This is a genomic window from Clostridioides sp. ES-S-0048-02 (assembly GCF_020658495.1).
Lineage (GTDB): Bacteria > Bacillota > Clostridia > Peptostreptococcales > Peptostreptococcaceae > Clostridioides.
Map to the genome: position 1 here is coordinate 54,231 of NZ_JACVWH010000008.1, position 20,267 is coordinate 74,497.

Consider the following 20,267-nt stretch of genomic DNA (forward strand, 5'->3'; position numbering starts at 1 on the left):
TTATAGTTGTTAATACATATAAATAATGTCTCAAAATAAACTACAAAATTCATTTTGAGACATATATTTTTATCTTATTCTTAATTTACTATTTACTCATATCTTTAGATTTATCTATGCAAGCGACAATAGATTTTATAACTGCTGATCTAAATCCTTCTTCTTCTAACACTTTAACTGCTTCTATAGTAGTTCCTGCTGGAGAACAAACCATATCTTTTAATTCTCCTGGATGTTTTCCAGTTTCAAGAACCATCTTAGCTGAGCCCATAACAGCTTGAGATGCAAATTTATAAGCTTGCTGTCTTGGCATACCAGCTAGTACTGCTGCGTCTGCAATAGCTTCTATAAACATAAATACATATGCAGGAGAAGAGCCACTAATACCTGTAACTGTATCCATTAAATATTCTGCTACTATTTCTGCTTCTCCGAATGATTCAAATAGAGCTTTAATCATATTCAATTCTTCATCAGTAACATTTGAATTTTTACAAAGAGCTGACATACCTTCTCCAACAAGTGCTGGAGTATTTGGCATTACTCTTACTATCTTTTTATCTGAACCTATAATACTTTCAAGAGTTTCTATAGTTTTTCCTGCTGCTATTGATACTATTATTTTACTTGCATCTATTAATTCTTTAAGTGGAGCTAAAGCTTTTTCACATATATTAGGCTTAAGTGCTACTATCACTACATCTGAATTTGCAACAGCCACCTTTGAATCAGTTGTAGTATTTATTCCAAATTGTTCTTTTACTTTATCTAAAGCAACTTGACTTAAGTCTGATACAGTTATATCTTCTGCTTTTACTAATCCTGATTTTACTATACCACCTATCATTGCACTTCCCATATTTCCTGAACCAATAAATCCTAAAGTTTTCATATCAAATCTCCTCTTTTTCTATTAGTTTTTATTTTAAAGTAGCTAAATTTATAATATTTTAACTGCTTAAAATTATCTTAGTTATTATAAAATATAATTTTATTATGATTATTATAAATTACTTCTTTATATAGTTTATTAAATATAAATTTAACGATTTTTTCATTAAACTCAACGAGCTAACTTCCTATCCAGAAAGTTAGCTCAGAATTAATCTAAAATTTTTTAAAATGGTATCTGGTAATATATACTATTATACCAGTTACATTTTTATATAGTAAGAAGTTTTATTTACAAACAATCCTAGAATGTTTGCTCAGTTCTACCTATTATTTCATCTTGTAATGTTCTACTTAAATTGTTGAAATGGTCACTATATCCTGCAACTCTAACTATTAAGTCTTTGTAATCTTGAGGATTCTTTTGAGCCTCTAATAATACATTTTTATCAAATACATTGAATTGTATATGATGTCCATCCATATTAAAGTATGCTCTTACTAGATTAGCCATGTTGTCTAATCCTTTTTCACCTTGTACTACTGATGGTGCAAATCTTTGATTTAACAATGTTCCACCAGTTTTTATATGGTCCATCTTAGCACAAGATTTTATAACTGCTGTAGGTCCATTAGTATCTCCACCTTTTTCTGGAGAGATTCCTTCTGAAACTGGTTTTGCACAAAGTCTACCATTTGCACTTGCTCCCATAATTTCTCCAAAGTATACATGGCAAGTAGTTGGCAACATATCTACTCTATATTCTCCACCACAAACAGTTGGTCTACCAGTTACTTCATTGTAATATGCATTAAATATTTCTTCCATTATTCCATCAGCATAATCATCATCATTTCCATACTTAGGAGTTTTATTTGAAACTATATTAAGTATAGCTTCATATCCTTCAAAGTTAGAATCAAGTGCCTTAAGTAATGTATCCATATCAAATTTTTTCTTGTCAAATACATTATATTTTATTGCTGTTAAACTATCTGTTATAGTTCCTATACCAACACCTTGTATATATCTAGTGTTATATCTTGCTCCACCTCTTTGATAGTCTTTACCTTTTGCTATACAATCATCAACTATTGTAGACATAAGTGGGCAAGGCATATGTTTTGCACATATATTTTCTATTACAGCATTTCCTTGTATTTTTATATCAATCATATAATGTAACTGCTTTTTAAATGCGTCAAATAATTCTTCATAAGATTTAAAATCTCTAGGGTCTCCAGTTTCAATACCTATTTGCTTTTTCGCAATTGGGTCATAACCGTTATTTAGTGTTAATTCAAGTATTTTTGGAATATTCATATATCCAGTTAAAACATATGCTTCTTTACCAAAACATCCAGTTTCAACACAACCACTAGTTCCTCCAAGTCTTGCATCTTCTATAGTTTTACCAGCTTCCATAAGCTCTTGAACTATTGCTTCAGTATTATAAAATGCTGGTTGACCCCATCCTTTTCTTGATATTTCACAAGCTCTCTTTAAGAATTTTTGAGGAGTCTTTTTACTTATTTGAACATTTGAACTAGGTTGTATTAATTTCATTTCATCCATAACATCAAGTATTATATAACTAACTTCATTAACACCATCTTGACCATCTGGATTTATTCCACCAGTATTTATATTTGCAAAGTCTGTATATGTGCTACTCTCTTTCAGTGTTATACCAACTTTTGGTGGTGCTGGTTGATTGTTAAATTTAACCCATAAACATTCAAGTAATTCTTGTGCTCTATCTCTATCTAATATTCCATTTTCTACATCTCTTTCATAAAAAGGATTTAGATGTTGGTCTAGTCTTCCTGGAGTAAATGCATCCCATATATTAAGCTCAGTAGTAACCCCTATATGAACAAACCAGTACATTTGTATAGCTTGATGATAAGTTTCTGGTTTATGAGCTGGTACAACATCACAAGTTTCAGCAATTAACAATAAGTCTTTTTTCTTAGCTTCATCAGTTTCTTCTTCTGCCATTTTTCTTGCCTTTTCAGCATATCTCTTTCCTAATATAACCATTGCATCACAAGCTATTGCCATAGCTTCTAAATCAGCTTTTTTATTATATGCATCTAAGTCATTAAGGAAATCTAATTCTTTTAGTCTTGCTTCTATATCTTTCTTTAAATCTAAAAATCCTTTTTTATATATTGTATCTCCACAAACTGTGTGTCCTGGAGCTCTTTGTTCCATAAACTCTGTAAACATACCTGCTTCATATGCTGCTAACCATTCAGGTGTCATAGCATTTATTATCTTATCTCTGGTTTGTCTCTTCTTCCAGAAAGGTATTATTTCCTCTTGATGTATTTTTCTAGATTCTTCAGACACACTAAAATTTATTATGTCTCTATTATGCATTACTTCTAAATCTTCCATTGTATGACAACAAATTTCTGGATATGTTGGTGCTCCATTAGGTGAATCTCCTTTTTCGCCTACTATTAATTCTCCATCATTTATACTAAGAGTTCTGTTTTCAATGTAATGTTTAAATGATAAAGCACGAAGTACAGGAATTTCTACACTTCCTTCATATTTTTTATAAGCTTCTGTCATAAGTACTGCTCTTTCAATAGATATGTGTGGTTCTGCATTAATACTTTCTTCTCTTAATTTTTTAGTTCTTTCAAAAGTTCCTCTTAACATTTTATTACCCCCCAATCTTAGTATTGAAATTACTTGCTTCAAACAGCCTTTTTATTTCTTCTAATTTTTCTTCAGTAGGTCTTTGTAACTCTTCTCCTTCATACTTTTTATAAATTTTATCATACTTATGTTTACCAATATTATGATATGGAAGAAGACTTACATCTTTTATATTCAAAGGCTTTAAAAACTCTATCATTTTTTTAACCTCTAAATTTTCATCATCTACATTTACGCCTACAATTAATGGTATTCTTATATTTATATTAGCTCCTGATTCACTCAAAAGTTTAACATTTTTAAGTATTAAATCATTTGATTTTCCTGTAAATTTTATATGTTTTTCCTCATCAATAAGTTTAATATCGTATAAGAACAAATCTGCACATTCAGCAACTCTTTCGTAATTTTCTGACTTTGCATATCCACAAGTATCAATTGCCACATGAATTCCCTTTGATTTACACATGTTTATTACTCCACAAATAAAATCCATATCTTGAGCCATTACTTCTCCACCTGATAAAGTTACTCCTCCACCTGATTCTTCATAGAAAATTCTATCTTTTTCTATCTCTTTAACCAGTTCTTTAACAGAATACTCTTGACCTACTATTTCTCTAGCATTGTTTATACAATAATCTAAACAAGTTTCACAAAACTCACATTTTTCTTGGTCTAGACATATTTTTGTTTCACCTTTGTAAATTGCTTTGTGAGGACATATATTTATACATGCTTCACATCTTGAACATCTCTCTTCATTATACAAAACTTGTTTTGTATATGTTTGACTTTCTGGATTATGACACCAAACACATTCAAGTGGGCATCCTTTAAAAAAAACTGTACTTCTTATCCCTGGACCATCATGTATACTACATTTTTGTAAATTTATAACTAATGGATTCATAATTTTTTCACCCCTAAAGAATATCCATTCCTTTTTTTTCATCTTTATGTAATTCATCTTCATAGGTTATTTCTATGAAAAGCATTTCTACAATTACATAATACTATATTCGTTATTATTTTGTCTATATTTTTTTAGTAATATTAAAAATTTTTATTTTATTATGATATTTATATTGATTTTATAAATTAAATTTAAATATTTATTAATTTTATTTTTATAAGTAAATATAGATAATCTCTATAAACAATATGTTATTTTAATTAATTTAGATATATATACTATAAAAATTAAATAAAAACAGAGACTACACTTTACCATGTAGTCTCTGTTTCTCTAGTAACATTTAGAATTTTACATTTATTGTTACTGCTTTTCCGCCTCTATTTAATGTAATTTTTGTGCTAGCACCTTTTGAGAAAGTATATAACTTTTTATTAAGGTCATTCATACCAGTTATATCTGCATCTCCTACTTTAGTTATAATATCCCCTACTTTTACTCCTGCTTTTTCTGCTGATGAACCAGATATTACTTCTGCAACATATACTCCTTTGTCAGTACTTAATTTTGTACCTGTAGCTGCTTCATAATTTGATACATCTGTTCCTTTTATACCTAAAGTTACTTTTTCATATTTTCCAGTTTTTATTACTTCTTCAACTATACTTTTAGCTGTATTGATTGGTATCGCAAATCCTAACCCTTCTGCTTGAGAAGCTTTTGCTGTATTTATACCAATTACTTGACCTTTTTGATTTAACAATGGCCCTCCACTATTTCCTGCATTTATACTTGCATCAGTTTGTAATAACCCTGTCATATTAGTTTTTTCTGTTTGTATAGTTCTATCTAATCCACTTATTATACCTTGAGTAACTGTCTTTTGGAAGTCTAGTCCAAGTGGGTTACCTATTGCTATTGATATATCTCCAACTTTTACTTTATCACTATCTGCAAATTCAGCTGGTGTTAATCCAGTTTTATCAACTTTAACTATGGCCAAATCAAGTTGTTGGTCAAACCATACCACTTTACCTGATGTTGTTGAACCATCATTAAATAAAACATTAACACTAGTTGCTTGGCCATCTGATATAACATGAGAATTAGTAAGTATATATCCATTTGAATCTACTATAATCCCAGTTCCTACTCCTTGTGTTTCAGTTGGTATTGCAAACATATTACTAGTATCGACGCTAGTTGTCGTAATACCTACAACAGATGGTGTTGCCTTTTCTGCAACTGCTTGGTAAATGTTTTGGCTCTTTCCATCATCACTTACAACTATGGGCGTAGAACTTCCTGTAGATTTACTTCCTAAATTATCTTTAACTAAAATTATTGTTAGCAAACTACTAAGTATTGAACTTATTATAGCGACTAATATTACTAAACTTATACCTTTCTTTCTTCTTGACATCTCATACCACTCCCTATCTAAATATAATATAAATTATCAAAATATATTTTTCCCAATTTTCCATAAAAAAATGAAATCATCTATTTTGAGTAAACTCTCTTTCGATGATTTCATTATATTATTCTAATCTTAATTAAACCTTAACTATCTAAAATTATTTAAGTCTTTTTTCTAATTCTTCTTTTTCTTTTTCATAACCTGGTTTTCCTAGTAAAGCAAACATATTTTTCTTGTATGCTTCTACTCCTGGTTGGTCAAATGGATTAACTCCTAGTAAATATCCACTTATTCCACAAGCTTTTTCAAAGAAATACACTAAATATCCAAAATTATACTCATCTAACTTAGGTATATTTATTACCAAGTTAGGCACTTTTCCATCAGTATGTGCTAATAGAGTACCTTCAAAAGCTTTATGATTTACAAAATCTACAGTTTTGCCTGCTAAATAATTTAAACCATCTAAATCTACTTCTTCTGAATTTATAGTTATATTTCTCTTAGAACTTTCAACATTAAGTACTGTTTCAAATAAAAGTCTTTTTCCATCTTGAATATATTGTCCCATAGAATGTAAGTCTGTTGAAAAATCTACAGAAGCAGGAAATAATCCTTTATTTTCTTTTCCTTCACTTTCTCCATAAAGTTGTTTCCACCACTCACTCATATAATGTAGTTGAGGTTCATAGTTAACCAATAACTCTACATCTTTTCCTTTTCTATGTAAAATTGTTCTAGCTACAGCATATTTATAACTGTCATTATTTTTTAAGTCAGAATTTTGAAATGCTTCACGAGCATCATTTGCACCATTCATTATGGCATCAATATCAAGTCCTGCAGCTGCAATAGGAAGTAATCCAACAGCTGTCAATACAGAAAAACGACCACCTACATCATCTGGTATTACAAAAGTCTCATATCCTTCTTCTGTAGCTAATTCTCTAAGCGCCCCTTTACTTGAATCTGTTGTTGCATATATTCTCTTTCTAGCTTCTTCTTTTCCATATTTTTTTTCTAAATAATTTTTAAATATTCTAAAAGCAAGAGCTGGCTCTGTAGTAGTACCTGATTTAGATATTACATTTACAGAAACATCTTTACCTTCAATTACATCTAGTAAATCCATAATATATGTTGAGCTTATGTTATGACCTACAAAATATACTTCAGGAGCATTTCTTTGCTCTTTTTTAAGCCCATTTCTAAAAGAATGACTTACCATGTCTATCGCAGCTCTTGAACCCAAATAAGAGCCTCCTATACCGATTACTAAAAGAACCTCAGAATCAGATTTTATCTTCTCAGCAGATTTTTTTATTCTAGCAAACTCTTCCTTATCATAATTTTTAGGAAGGTCTATCCATCCTAAAAAAGTATTTCCTAAACCAGTTTTATTATGTAACATATCATGTGCCACATCTACATACGGCTGCATGACATCTATTTCTTTTTGGCAAAAAAATTCCGTAGCTTTACTATAATCAAAATTTATTTTTCCCATTTAAATCCCTCTTTTCAGCATATGCGTTTTACAGAGATTATAACATAAAATCTAGGTGTTTTTTTAAAAAGTTTGCCACAAAATAATGCATATATCCTCAAGCATTATTAGGAAATCGATTCTTCTAAATATTACAACTCTTTGTCAATTATAAAATTTTAATTAAATAAATGAATAGTCTAATAGCAAAATGTTATCTTTTTATTTCTCTCATATATATAAAATGTAACTTATTATAAATGTATTTTTCTTAACAATAATCTGTTGATTAAAATAATTAAGAATGTTATGCTAATTGTAATTATTAAAAGGGAAAAGAGGTAATTTAATATGTTTAAGCAAAGATTATTTAAGTTATTATCTAGCACATTGGTACTTAGTATGTTATTTACAGCTACTCCAAATATTACTTTTGCTGATAATGACACAAACAATATCTCCGATAAGTATCAAAGCTCTGATATAGAGTTAAATGATTATAGTAAAGGTTCGGAGTCTTACACAAAAACTAGAGCTCTTGCTAAAGAGAAAATTCAAACTTTACTATCTAAATACGGAGCTGTAAGCGCTCAATATGCTCTAATTGATAATGGTAAAATTGAGATTTCTGGAAATGGTGGAGTATACAGCAAACAAGATAATAAAAATTTAACTAAGGATAATATGTACAATATTGCATCTATCAGTAAAGTATTTACTACTACAGCTGTTATGAAGTTGGTTGAACAGGGAAAAGTAAATTTAGATACTCCTGTTGTAAAATATATACCTGAATTTAAAATGGCTGATGATAGATATAAAGAAATCACTCCAAGAATGTTATTAAATCACTCATCAGGGCTAATGGGAAGTAGTTTTAAAAATGCCCTTTTATTGGGAGACAATGATTCTTATAATCATGATAATTTCTTAGAAGAATTAAAGAAACAAAGATTAAAAGCTAAGCCAGGGGCTTTTTCTGTTTATTGTAATGATGGATTTACTTTAGCTGAAATTTTAGTAGAAAGAGTATCTGGTATGTCATTTACTAATTTTCTTGATAAATACATAAACAATCCACTTAACTTACAAAACACAAAAACTCCAGAAAATAGCTTTGATAGTTCAAAACTTGCAAAAGCCTATGTACCTTATTGGGAAGATGCAGTTCCACAAGATAACCTTAATACTATAGGTGCAGGTGGTTTATATTCAAGTGCAGAAAATCTATGTACATTTGCACAAACATTTATGAAAAAATCAAATGGAATTCTTTCTCCTGCTTCAGTAAAAGCTATGGAAAATAAAGAATATTTAAATGGTCTATGGCCTGAGGGAGAAGACTCTATCCTTGGATATGGTTTAGGATGGGATTGTGTCAACACTTATCCATTTAATCAATATAATCTAAAAGCACTTACAAAAGGTGGGGATTCTTTATTATTCCATAGTAATCTTACAGTGCTTCCAGATGAAAATATGGCAGTTGCAGTTGTTTCTTCTGGTGGAAGTAGTCAACTTAACGAAGTAATCGGACAAGAAATTTTACTATCTGCATTAAAAGAAAAAGGTAAAATTAAAGAAATAAAACCTGATAAAACATTTAGTAAGCCACAACAAGTCAAAATGCCAAGTTATTTAAAAGAAAATAGTGGACTTTATGCTTCTTCAAATATGCTAAAAGTTGATGTTAATGATAATGGTACTCTAACAGTATCTTCTCCATACATAGAAAATGGACCTGAAGATAAATATGTATACATAGGTCAAGATAGATTCGTATCTGAAAAAGGTAATAGTTGCCTAAAATTTGTAAAAGAAAAAAATAATATCACATATTTAAATATGAGCTCTTATGATGATGTTCCTGGATTAGGTCAGACAGCAAGTTTATACTACGTAGCTCAAAAGGTAGATGACAATAATATATCAAATAGTGTCAAAGAAGCATGGGAAAAAAGAGGTGAAAAAGGCTACTATATAGTGGATGAAAAATATACTTCTCAATACTATATGTTTGGTTCTGTTAAAGCAATTCTTGGTGTTTCTGATAAAACTCCAGGTTTTTTAGCTAATACTAAAATAATAGATGAGAATAATTCAAATGCTTTTATAGAAATACCTGGTGTAATGGGTCGTGATTTGAGTGATATCAAACTGTATAAAGAAAATGGTACAGAATACCTAAAATTCGCAACACAAACATATGTAAGTGAAGATTCCCTAACTAATTTATCATCAGAAAAATCTTTTACATATCAAATAGATTCAAAGGGGTATGCAAAATGGTACAAAATTGGCGATGATATAGCAAATAAAAAAATAGAAGTTAATCTTCCTCAAAATTCATCTTTTGCAGTTTATGATGATAAAGGAACTCCTGTAAATTACTCTTTAGTGACAAAGAATAATAGAGTTAGATTGCCAAAAGGAGGCGTAATAGCTTTCTTAGGAAGTCCAAATGCCAAATTTGAAGTTACATACCAAGATGAAGTAAATGCAAATGCATTAACAGGAACTGATAGATATGAAACTTCTATTAAGATAAGCCAAGCAGGTTGGGAAAACGCTGAAAATGCCGTTTTAATAAATGATTCTGCAATTGCAGATGCTTTGGCTGCAACACCATTTGCATATAAAAAAGATGCTCCTATATTGCTAACTGGAAGTTCTCAAATAAATGAGAAGACTTTAGCTGAATTAAAGAGATTAAAAGTTAAAAATGTATATGTAATCGGTGGTGAAGCTTCTGTAAACGAAAAATCTTTAGATACTATAAAGTCAGATAATATGTCTGTATCTAGAATTTCAGGAAATGATAGATATGAGACTTCTCTAAATCTTGCTAAAGAATTAAAAGGAATTAGTAATATATCAAAAATATCAGTAGTTAATGGTGAAAAAGGATTAGCAGATGCAGTAAGTATTGGTGCAGCATCAGCTCAAAATGATATGCCTATAATACTTACTAATGAAAATAGTAATATAACTGAAATAAATAATTTATTCAAAGATAAAAAAATAGATAAATCTTATATAATAGGTGGAGAATACACAGTTTCTAAAAATATAGAAAACAAACTTAAAAATCCACAAAGAATATCAGGTAGTACTAGAAATGAAACAAATGCAAAAGTAATAAAAGAGTTCTACAAGGATTCTACTATAAGCAACCTATATGTAGCTAAAAATGGAATCAATAAACAAGATGATTTAATAGATGGTTTATCTGTTGGGGTTTTAGCTGGAAAAACTAAATCTCCTGTAATACTAGTAGGAAATTTACTAGACTATAGTCAAAAAGAACTATTTAAAACTATGAGATTTAAATCAGTAACACAAATTGGTGGAAATGGAAATGAAAATTCATTTAAACAAATTAAAGAAATAGCTTAATATTTTGATTATAAAATATACAGTGTTATAAACAAATTGTATCGCCATTAGACATTGAAACAATTATTCTTTATGATGATTTATTAAGAATAATTAGCCTAAATTTTAAAGGAGTTGAACTTAAAATTTGATTAGAAAAAATCAATTTTAAGACAACTCCTTCTTTTTTGTTCATTATCTATTTTAATTCTTACTTTATTTTAAATTACTATTTTTAATCAGTTCCCAATCTCTTAGCTATAACTTGTTGTGCTATATTAACAGCGTGGTCAGATATTCTTTCTAGATTACTTATTACATCTAAATAAATAACTCCATTTTCTATACTACATAAATTATTATTCAATCTATACATATGATTAGCTCTACAAGATTTCTCCATTATATCAACTTGCTCTTCAATTTTTATAACCTTACAAGCTAAATCCACATCATCAGTTCTCATTGACTCTAAAGCATAAGTATAAGCTGAAACAACTTTATTGTACATAATATCAAGTTCAGCTTGTCCTTCTTCAGAGAAAGAAATATTTGAATCTATTGCAACTTGAGATAATTCAGCTATATTTTTAGCATGGTCACCAATTCTTTCTATATCATTAACTGTATTAAATAAGGTGTCTACAACTTCTCTAGAATTATCATCTAAAGGTGCCTTTGAAAGTTTAAGCAAGTAATTTAAGATAGCTTTTTGTAAATCATTTATTAGTTTTTCACGTCTGTATGTCTTATCTATTTTTTCAGTTGAATGTTCTACTAACGCTTCCATAGATGCATTTAAGCTTTCCTTAGCTTTTTCTCCCATACGAAGTGCTTCTTTTATCGTATTGGCAAGAGCTATGGAAGGAGTTTCTATCATTCTATCATCTATATATTTAATAGTCTTAGCTTCATCTTCATCTGCATCACCAGCTTTATCAGGAACAAGCTTAATGGCTAGTTTTATGATAACCTTTGTAAATGGTAGAAGTATTAAGACGGATATAATATTAAACAATGTGTGTGTATTAGCTATTTGTCTTGCAACATTACTTGGGTCCCAACTTGTAACTAAATTTACAATTGGTTTATTCAACAACAATAAGAATATTACTGTTCCTAAAACATTGAAGATTAAATGCATCATAGCTGCTCTTCGTGCATTTTTATTAGCACCAATACTTGATAGCAATGAAGTTACACATGTACCAATATTTTGACCATAAAGAATTGGTAATGCTGCTGCTAGTGGTATTAAACCTTCTGCTGCTAATGCAACCAACATACCCATAGATGCACTTGAACTCTGTATTATTGCTGTAATACCAAATCCTAATAATAGTCCAAGTAGCGGATAATTACCAAATGTAACAAGTAAATCAGTGAACCCTTGATAGTCCTTTAATGGTTCAACTGCCATTTTCATAAAATCCATACCTGTAAATAATATCCCAAAACCTATAAGTATCTCGGCTATATTTTTTATTCTAGGTTTATTTCCAAATAAATAAAGTATAATACCTATACCTAATGCTACTGGAGCCATTCCAGCTAAATCAAAAGATACTAATTGGGCTGTAACAGTAGTACCTATATTAGCACCCATTATAACCCCTATTGCTTGTTTTAAAGTCATTATGCCTGCATTTACGAAACCAACAACCATTACAGTAGTAGCACTTGAACTTTGTATTACTGCTGTAACTCCTGTACCTACTAAAACTCCCATAAATAGATTACTAGTAAGTAATTTTATTATCTTTTTTAATTTTGTCCCAGCAGATTTTTGCAGACCTTCTCCCATAAGGTTCATACCATATAAGAACAGCCCTAATCCACCCATTAGACTTATTATAATATTCAAATTATTTCCTCCTTGTAAAGAGATTACTGTATTTAAAAAATTTTATAACCTATTGTATTTTATCAAATTATAGGAGTAGTAATGTTAAATTCATGTTAAATATTAAAAAAACATTAAGTTTATGTTAAATTTTTGTATTATTAGCATATTTTTGTATTATTTTTTCTGAACATTTTATACCATCTACTGCTGCTGTGACTATTCCACCTGCATATCCAGCACCTTCACCACAGGGATATAAATTTTTAATACTTATTGACTCCAAACTGTTTTCATCTCTTACTATTCTTATTGGTGATGATGACCTAGTTTCTACACCAGTTAAGACTGCATCATGCATTGCAAATCCATTTAATTTTTTATCAAGAGAGATAAATGCTTCTCTCATAGTTTCTACCACAAAACTAGGCAAACATTCATTCAAATTTGTAAGCTTGTATCCAGGTTTATATGATGGTTCAACACTTCCTAAATTTTCAGAAGTCTTATTATTAATAAAATCTCCAACAAGTTGAACTGGCGCATTGTAATTTTTACCACCTAATTCAAAAGCTAATTTCTCATATTTTTGCTGAAAATGAACCCCTGCTAGTGGATTATCACTATCAAAATCTTCTGGAAGTACATTTACTAGAAATGCACTATTAGCATTTATTTTATCTCTTGCATGTTCACTCATTCCATTTGTAACTATTTCAAAATCATTTGATGCAGATGCTATGACACTTCCTCCTGGACACATACAAAAAGTATATGCTGTTCTTCCATTTGAGACATGTTCTATAAGTCTATAATCAGCAGCTCCTAGTCGAGGATGATTATAAAATTCCTTATACTGTGCTTTATTTATCAAGTCTTGAGGATGTTCAATTCTAGCTCCTATTGCAAATGGTTTCTGAATTATTTTTACACCTCTTGAATGCAACATCTCATAAGTATCTCTTGCACTATGCCCAACAGCTAATATAACTGCATCTGTATCTATTTTTTCACTATCATTTACAATTACAGATTGTATAGAATTATTTAATACAACTATATCTGTAACTTTTGAATCAAATTTAACTTGTCCACCTAGATTTATTATTTCATTTCTTATATTTTTAACTACACTTTTTAATATATCTGTACCAACATGTGGCTTATGTGAATATAATATTTCATCTGGTGCTCCAAACTGAACTAATTCTTCTAGCACTTTTCTACATCGTATATCTTTTATTCTAGTTGTGAGTTTCCCATCTGAAAAAGTTCCTGCTCCACCTTCTCCAAATTGAACATTTGAATTATTTTTAAACTTTCTAGTCGTCCAAAAATTACTTATGTCCTTAGTTCTACTATCAACATCAAGACCTCTTTCAAGTATAATTGGTTCATAACCCATTTGAGCCAAAATAAGCCCTGCAAATAGACCAGCTGGTCCACTTCCAATTACTAAAGGTCTATTATTCAATTTTTTATGACCCATAGCTACATTCACATATTTTACATCTTTTATTTTTGTTACATCTTTTATTTTTGAGTTTAGTATTTTACTTTCATCTCTAACTTCTACATCTACAGAATAAACAAATTCCATCTTCCCTTTTTTTCTAGCATCTATAGATTCTTTATATATACTATATTTTATTAAGTTTTTTTCTTTTATTCTTAATTTCTTAAGTACAATATCTTTTAATAAAGATATATCTTTATCGATTCCAAGTTTTATATTAGATACCCTTAACATATTGTTTTCCTCTCTTAGATTATAATATAAAAAAGCTAGGGTTACTCCTAGCTTTCTACAAATATAACTTCTATATTCTCTTTTACTAGATTTTCTACCCAAATTTCGTCTAGCACAAATTTCTTTATTTTGTCTACAATAAGTTCTTTACCCAAATCTTTTTTTAGATTTTTTACTAAAACCATTGCTTCAACTGATTTATTCAATCTTTCAACGTATAAAGAATTAACTTTAATTAATATAACCCTTAATTCACATATATATAAATCTTCACTACCTAAAGTGATTTCATCATCGTATTTATATACACTAAATTCATATATGTTTTCATATGGTGTTATATTTTCTATACCAATAAACTCCATTAACTTATCCTCTTTTAGTTATAAGGCCTCTTATAACTTTCATGTTATTAAATACCTTTTCTAAGAAGTTTTCTGCTTCTTCATTATCCAAAAGATTTATTTCAAGATTTTCATTTTCTACAATATTTTTAGATTTGCAGTACTCCTTAGCAACTTCTACTAGTTCATTTTTTCTATCCATAGATAAATCGAACTCTTTATAGTCTATTATTATATATTGTTTAGTATCAGGTGATACACCATTATTATATCCTATTTCTATATGATAAATAACTGCATATATTTCTTCTCCGTCGTATACAGGTACTGCTGGGTTAGATTTTATAAAGTTTGTTGATACAGCAATTGCATTTCCTAAACTAAGACTCATTATTAATACCTCTTTCTACACATTATACATATATTATACTATAGATTCTTTATCTATGACTTAAAGCTTTTTATAATTAATTAAGATATTTTTAAATCTTTGTATCTTTTTCCTAATGTACTAGAGCTTATATCATATTTTTTTGATATTTGCACTTGAGTTATAGGTTGTCCTGCTTCTTTCTTAACATAGTACTCAACAGCAGCTGCCCAACCACTTTCAGCTCCTTTTATATTTTCATGACTTTTCTTATATTCATTCCAGAACTCTATACATGCATCTATATTTTCTTTTTCCACATTTTCTTTAAGAGTATCTAAAACTTTACATTCTACTTCAGCTAATTCACCTTCTAAATTAACTTTTTTATTATCATTTTTATCTCTTTCTCTTTTTAAATATTCGGCTATACTTGGGTCTAAAAGCTGTTGTATATATTTATATAATACATGTGTATGATAAATTAAGAACGTCTTCATATCTTTATATAGGTCTTTATATTGATTAAATAAATTCATAACATCATTTAAAATTATATCTTTAACTTCATTTGATATACTTATAGTTACATCTATTAATATATTAGTTCCTTCAACATCAATTATTCTAGCTATCATACAGCTTCCGATTTTAAAGCTTCTTAGAAGTTTTACATCTTCTGTGTAAAGTTCTTTCCCACTTAAACAATCTCTTAAAACTATTTTTCCTGTAGAAATTTCTTTTACTTCGTAAATGCTTACATAGGATTCAAACAAACTTTTTAATATTGAAATTTCTGATTGACTTAGGTTTGCACCATTCTCTTCAAGAAATCCAACCGTCATGACCTTTTTATTTTCCATTATGTGGTCTTGTATTAAATACGTATTAAAAAATCTTTCGAACTTTTCATTTACAGTATCATTTTGCATTATATAAAACATTTCTTTAGCTTTTTCACATTCATCTTTGAATCTATCCTGTCTTGAATAATCATATAATTTTGAATATAAATCTGTATATTGCTTTTGTGAAAGTTCAGTTTTTCTGCTTGCTCTTTCTGAAACAATATCTTTATTTAAACAACATTTCTTGTATTTTTTGCCACTTCCACAAGGGCATAGCTCATTTCTCCCTAACAATATGACTTCCACTCCCTTATTATTAAATTAAAGTACAATTTGTTATTATACCATTTTTTTATCAATCAATCTATAGTATAAGCAAATATTATCTCAAATTTACTTATATTTTGGTATAATATATTCACTTTAATTAGGATTTCGATAAAATCACTAACAATCCCTCTTACAGAAATGGATTATCGTAAAACTAATTCTTCTATAAAGTTTTATGAACTGATAATAGTTTTTTACTTTATCTATTCTTTTTTGTTATGTGACTCTAATTGTCATTTTACATTCTACAAGATTGTTTTTTTCTTGTTTATATTCGTTTGAAATGTTTTTGGCCTCAAGATTACTTGTTTTTAATTTATTAATTTCTATTTTTTCAATTTTATTATGTAACCTTAAGTTCTTCATTACACCTTCAAGTTTCAACACATTTTCAAGTTCTCCATTAACTTTTACTTCTAAATTAGTTTGTTTTTTACTGTAGTTGTCTAAGCTACTTTCTTGATTGATGTATTCCACATTTACAATATCTCTCAATTCATTTTCTACTAATAATACTATATCTTTATTTGTTTTTTTATCTAAAAATGAGTTATTAAAATTATTTTTTAATTTTGTATTACTATCTAATTCAACATTTTTTATATATCTATCATCTTTGTACCCATTACCTTTAATTTTGTAATTATCTTGTCGTTTTATTTCATTCACTATATTTTGTTTTTCTTTCTTCAAATTAGTTAGGTTCTCTTCTAGAGGTCTGGACATTACATTAACTACTAATACAATAATTAATATTAGCAATATTTTCATCAGATTTTTTTCTCTCTTATTTAATTTCAAAATTAATCACCTGTCTAACTTTTTATTCTAAATTTATAACATTCTCCATCTCTTATAATGCTGTCTATATAGTAATATTTTATGTAATTTATTTTTCTTAAATTATCTAAAATATCTAGATTATCACATACTCCTTCCATCTCCATTTTGTTTTTATCTATAGATATTTTAGTAATGTTATCTGTTCCAACTATTTCATATATTTTTTTAATTTCATCAAGCTTTATTCTAGAAAACTTTTCTTTTGTTTTTTCCAGATTTGGTACAGTATATTTAGATTCATTTATGGGTTTATTGTGACTTATATAATTTTCTAATTCATTTATAGATTTCATATACATAAACATTTTTAATGAAACACATATTAAAATTGATATTATCGTTATTTTATAGATTTTATTATATCGCTTAGTTTCTTTAAATCCATTTAAAAAATTTATTGTTTTATAAGCTTTCATTTAAATAATCATCCCTATACTGCTTATATAAGTTATACTAGTATCTCTTAAACCCTTATCAAAATTATTTTCCACCCTTACTTTATTTTTTAATCTCAATGGATTTACTTCAGCAATTTTTTCTGTATCTTTAAAATACTCCTCTATAAAACAATTTTCTATACCATAATAATAAACATATTTAAATCTACTTATTAATTTTTTTACTGAGTCATAGGATTTTATTTCTTTTGATAATAGATATGTTTCTTCTATTTTTTTATTTTTTGTTATGTTTATAATAAATTGATTTTTTTTGCATTCTATAAACACTCCATCTTCTATAAAATTATCTATTAAATTTAAACTTATAAGTTTTTGTAGTATATCAAAATTTATGTTTATCGCTTTTGGGTTCATATTTAGACTTTCTGAAATGATTTTAATTACTTTGATAATATTTTTAGGAAAAAGAATTACTTGTATATTTAACTTATCCTTACTAGAGTTTATAATTTTATATTTTATTGAATAGTTATTTATGTTTATTGGAATATATTGTGTTATCTCAAATTCTATCATGTTTAATATGTCTCTTTTTTTCTTAGTATTCAATATCTCAATATTTCTAATAACTATGTCTTGAGTTTGAATATTAAAGTACAAATTTTTGTATGATTTTTTTATATTATTTATTTCATCTTTTACTACTTTTACTACATTTTCTACATATCCAGTTTTTTCAATCTCATCAATATCACTTTTAATATTAAAGCTAACTTCTTTTATAATAGATTTATCTATAAATATTTTTTTATAGTTTTTTCTTAAAAGTACAACCCTTATATAATCGTCATTTATTTCTAAAGTTAAAAATTTTTTAATTATAACCATCTCCTCCTTAGGTGATAATAGCTTTTAAATTTTACACAGTATATTTGATTTTTACAAAGCCTATACAGTATTTATATAGCCATATTTTAATTATATAAATACTTAATCTTTTATTTATGCATATATTAACTTTAAATAATCAATACCTATTTAAATCATTTAATTATGTTTTGAATTAAACTTAATATATCTACAATTCATTATAATTTAATACTAAAAATATCTTTATAATTTGACACTAAAAACGTATAAAAATAAATATTATCTTGGATAAAATTGTTTTGAGTTTACATTTACACTTATATCTGTACCAGCATCACTTATAACAAGTTCAAACTTACCTGATGTACTTTGAGGAACTGGAACTGTACTTAGATAACCTTTTTCTTTAAGTGATTCTACACTTAGAGATTCCGCTATATTTTTATCATCATTAATAGCCATACTCGCTGCGGTTACTATATTAGCTGCGTTTGTATAATCCGCATTTATCTTAGCACTTTCTTGGACTTTACCATATTTAACTAATGCTATACTAGATATAACGCCTAAAATTGTTACTACTACAATCATCTCAACAAGTGTAAATCCTTTTCGTTTTTTATTTATCAATTAAATTTTCGCTCCTTTTTAAAAGTTTTATTTAGTAAAATTTATTTTTATATTAGAAACTAGTAATTGCATCAAACATTGGAATAACCATTGATAAAACAAAAACTCCAACAATCAATCCCATGAATACAATTATTACAGGCTCTACAAATTTCATTATCTGCTCTATTTTATTATTTAATTCATTTTCATAAAATCTGTTTATTACATCTAGACTCTTATCGAGTTTTCCACTTTCTTCACCTGTATTTGCCATTGAAACAAATAACTTAGGAAATATATTTGCTAGATTCAAAGACTTACCTATACTATTTCCTTTTTTTATATAATTATTAGAAATCTTTAGTCTTTCATAAATGAATTCATTATCTATGACACTTGCTGACATCTCTATTGCATCCACTATTTGTATCCCACTACTAAGTAAAATAGATAATGCCCTTGAAAATCTAGTTGTAGCTATTAATTGATTAACTCCTTTTAAAAAAGGTATTTTGAACTTAAATGAATTAATTAATTTCTTTAGGTTATTATTCATTATAAAAAAATAAATAGTTACTATTGAAATCAATATAAGACTAAATATTAAATAACCTAGATGATTTGTAACTATTATAGAAATTCCTATTAAAACCTTAGTTATGAAAGGTGGTTCAATTCCATTACTGGCAAAAACCACCTGAAAATTTGGTATCACAAATATAAAGATAAATACTATTGATATTACAGATAATATGATAAGTATTATTGGATAGATTAAAATAGTTATTATTTTTGTTTTTAATTTATATTCTTTATCGTAATAATTAGATAAATCGCTCATTATTATATCTAAGTTTCCGCTGGTTTCACCCGCTTTTATCATACTTATAAAAAATTTAGAAAATGTTCCTGTGATTTGAAATGATTCTGCTATGGAATTCCCATTTTGAATATGATTTGATACTGTATTAAACAAACTTTTTACTTTTTTACTAGATTGTCCTTCAATAACTTGAAATATCTTTGTAATTTCACATCCAGATTCTAGTAAAATACCTATTTCTTTGCAAATTATTCTAAGCTCTTTATCACGAATCTTGTTTAAGAGTAAATGAATCTTGTCTAAATTATAAAATATATTTTTAGATAATTTCATGTATTATAATTCCTTCCAAATTATATTAATTACAATTAAATAATCTCGATATTTTCTAATTTAATATGTTAATTTTATTTTATCTAGATATGATTTACAATCGAGAATTTTTATTAAAATCGATTGTATGAAGTTTGA

The 20,267-nt window shown here is 27.7% G+C and carries 16 protein-coding genes; 1 reads left to right on the plus strand and 15 read right to left on the minus strand.

Features of this window, described 5'->3' with window-relative positions; all coding sequences use genetic code 11:
- Positions 1–88: 88 nt before the first annotated feature.
- The 5 genes from proC to IC173_RS12065 form a co-directional block, all read right to left on the minus strand.
- Positions 89–892, minus strand: a complete 804-nt coding sequence (gene proC / locus IC173_RS12045; RefSeq protein ID WP_227433674.1) for a pyrroline-5-carboxylate reductase — start codon at positions 890–892, stop codon at positions 89–91.
- Between the two features lie 303 nt (positions 893–1,195).
- Positions 1,196–3,565 (minus strand): trans-4-hydroxy-L-proline dehydratase, encoded by a 2,370-nt coding sequence (gene hypD / locus IC173_RS12050; RefSeq protein WP_227855634.1) that lies wholly within the window; start codon positions 3,563–3,565, stop codon positions 1,196–1,198.
- A 4-nt stretch (positions 3,566–3,569) separates the two neighbouring features.
- Positions 3,570–4,478: a trans-4-hydroxy-L-proline dehydratase activase gene (locus IC173_RS12055; RefSeq protein WP_227433672.1), complete on the minus strand. Its 909-nt coding sequence runs from the start codon at positions 4,476–4,478 to the stop codon at positions 3,570–3,572.
- Between the two features lie 346 nt (positions 4,479–4,824).
- Entirely contained in the window at positions 4,825–5,904 is a 1,080-nt protein-coding gene (gene htrA, locus IC173_RS12060) for a serine protease HtrA (RefSeq protein WP_227433671.1), read from the minus strand.
- A gap of 154 nt (positions 5,905–6,058) precedes the next feature.
- Complete coding sequence (locus IC173_RS12065) at positions 6,059–7,408, minus strand: glucose-6-phosphate isomerase (RefSeq protein ID WP_227855635.1); 1,350 nt, start codon at positions 7,406–7,408, stop codon at positions 6,059–6,061.
- Between the two features lie 330 nt (positions 7,409–7,738).
- On the opposite strand from IC173_RS12065, the gene IC173_RS12070 reads away from it, so the two are divergent.
- A complete protein-coding gene (locus IC173_RS12070; RefSeq protein ID WP_227855636.1) occupies positions 7,739–10,783 on the plus strand; it encodes a serine hydrolase in 3,045 nt (1,014 codons plus the stop codon).
- Positions 10,784–10,997: 214 nt separating this feature from the next.
- On the opposite strand, the gene IC173_RS12075 is transcribed toward IC173_RS12070, so the two are convergent.
- From IC173_RS12075 to IC173_RS12120, 10 genes are all read right to left on the minus strand, one after another.
- Positions 10,998–12,626: a Na/Pi cotransporter family protein gene (locus IC173_RS12075; protein WP_227435832.1), complete on the minus strand. Its 1,629-nt coding sequence runs from the start codon at positions 12,624–12,626 to the stop codon at positions 10,998–11,000.
- Between the two features lie 124 nt (positions 12,627–12,750).
- A complete protein-coding gene (locus tag IC173_RS12080; RefSeq protein ID WP_227855637.1) occupies positions 12,751–14,355 on the minus strand; it encodes an FAD-dependent protein in 1,605 nt (534 codons plus the stop codon).
- 47 nt (positions 14,356–14,402) lie between these two features.
- On the minus strand, positions 14,403–14,720 hold the full coding sequence (locus IC173_RS12085) for a hypothetical protein (RefSeq protein ID WP_227481853.1): 318 nt from the start codon (positions 14,718–14,720) through the stop codon (positions 14,403–14,405).
- Between the two features lie 4 nt (positions 14,721–14,724).
- The gene (locus tag IC173_RS12090; RefSeq protein WP_227435824.1) at positions 14,725–15,090 is read right to left on the minus strand and encodes a hypothetical protein; all 366 of its coding nucleotides are present in this window, start codon (positions 15,088–15,090) and stop codon (positions 14,725–14,727) included.
- A gap of 80 nt (positions 15,091–15,170) precedes the next feature.
- On the minus strand, positions 15,171–16,211 hold the full coding sequence (locus tag IC173_RS12095) for a YecA family protein (protein ID WP_227435821.1): 1,041 nt from the start codon (positions 16,209–16,211) through the stop codon (positions 15,171–15,173).
- A 252-nt stretch (positions 16,212–16,463) separates the two neighbouring features.
- Positions 16,464–17,048 carry a hypothetical protein gene (locus IC173_RS12100; protein ID WP_227855638.1) on the minus strand — a complete coding sequence of 195 codons (585 nt, stop codon included), beginning with the start codon at positions 17,046–17,048 and terminating at the stop codon, positions 16,464–16,466.
- Between the two features lie 14 nt (positions 17,049–17,062).
- Positions 17,063–17,506: a hypothetical protein gene (locus IC173_RS12105; protein WP_227824498.1), complete on the minus strand. Its 444-nt coding sequence runs from the start codon at positions 17,504–17,506 to the stop codon at positions 17,063–17,065.
- Positions 17,507–18,379 carry a pilus assembly protein PilM gene (locus tag IC173_RS12110; RefSeq protein WP_227855639.1) on the minus strand — a complete coding sequence of 291 codons (873 nt, stop codon included), beginning with the start codon at positions 18,377–18,379 and terminating at the stop codon, positions 17,507–17,509.
- A gap of 261 nt (positions 18,380–18,640) precedes the next feature.
- Positions 18,641–18,991: a type II secretion system protein gene (locus IC173_RS12115; protein ID WP_227855640.1), complete on the minus strand. Its 351-nt coding sequence runs from the start codon at positions 18,989–18,991 to the stop codon at positions 18,641–18,643.
- Between the two features lie 52 nt (positions 18,992–19,043).
- On the minus strand, positions 19,044–20,129 hold the full coding sequence (locus IC173_RS12120) for a type II secretion system F family protein (protein ID WP_227855641.1): 1,086 nt from the start codon (positions 20,127–20,129) through the stop codon (positions 19,044–19,046).
- Positions 20,130–20,267: the final 138 nt, after the last annotated feature.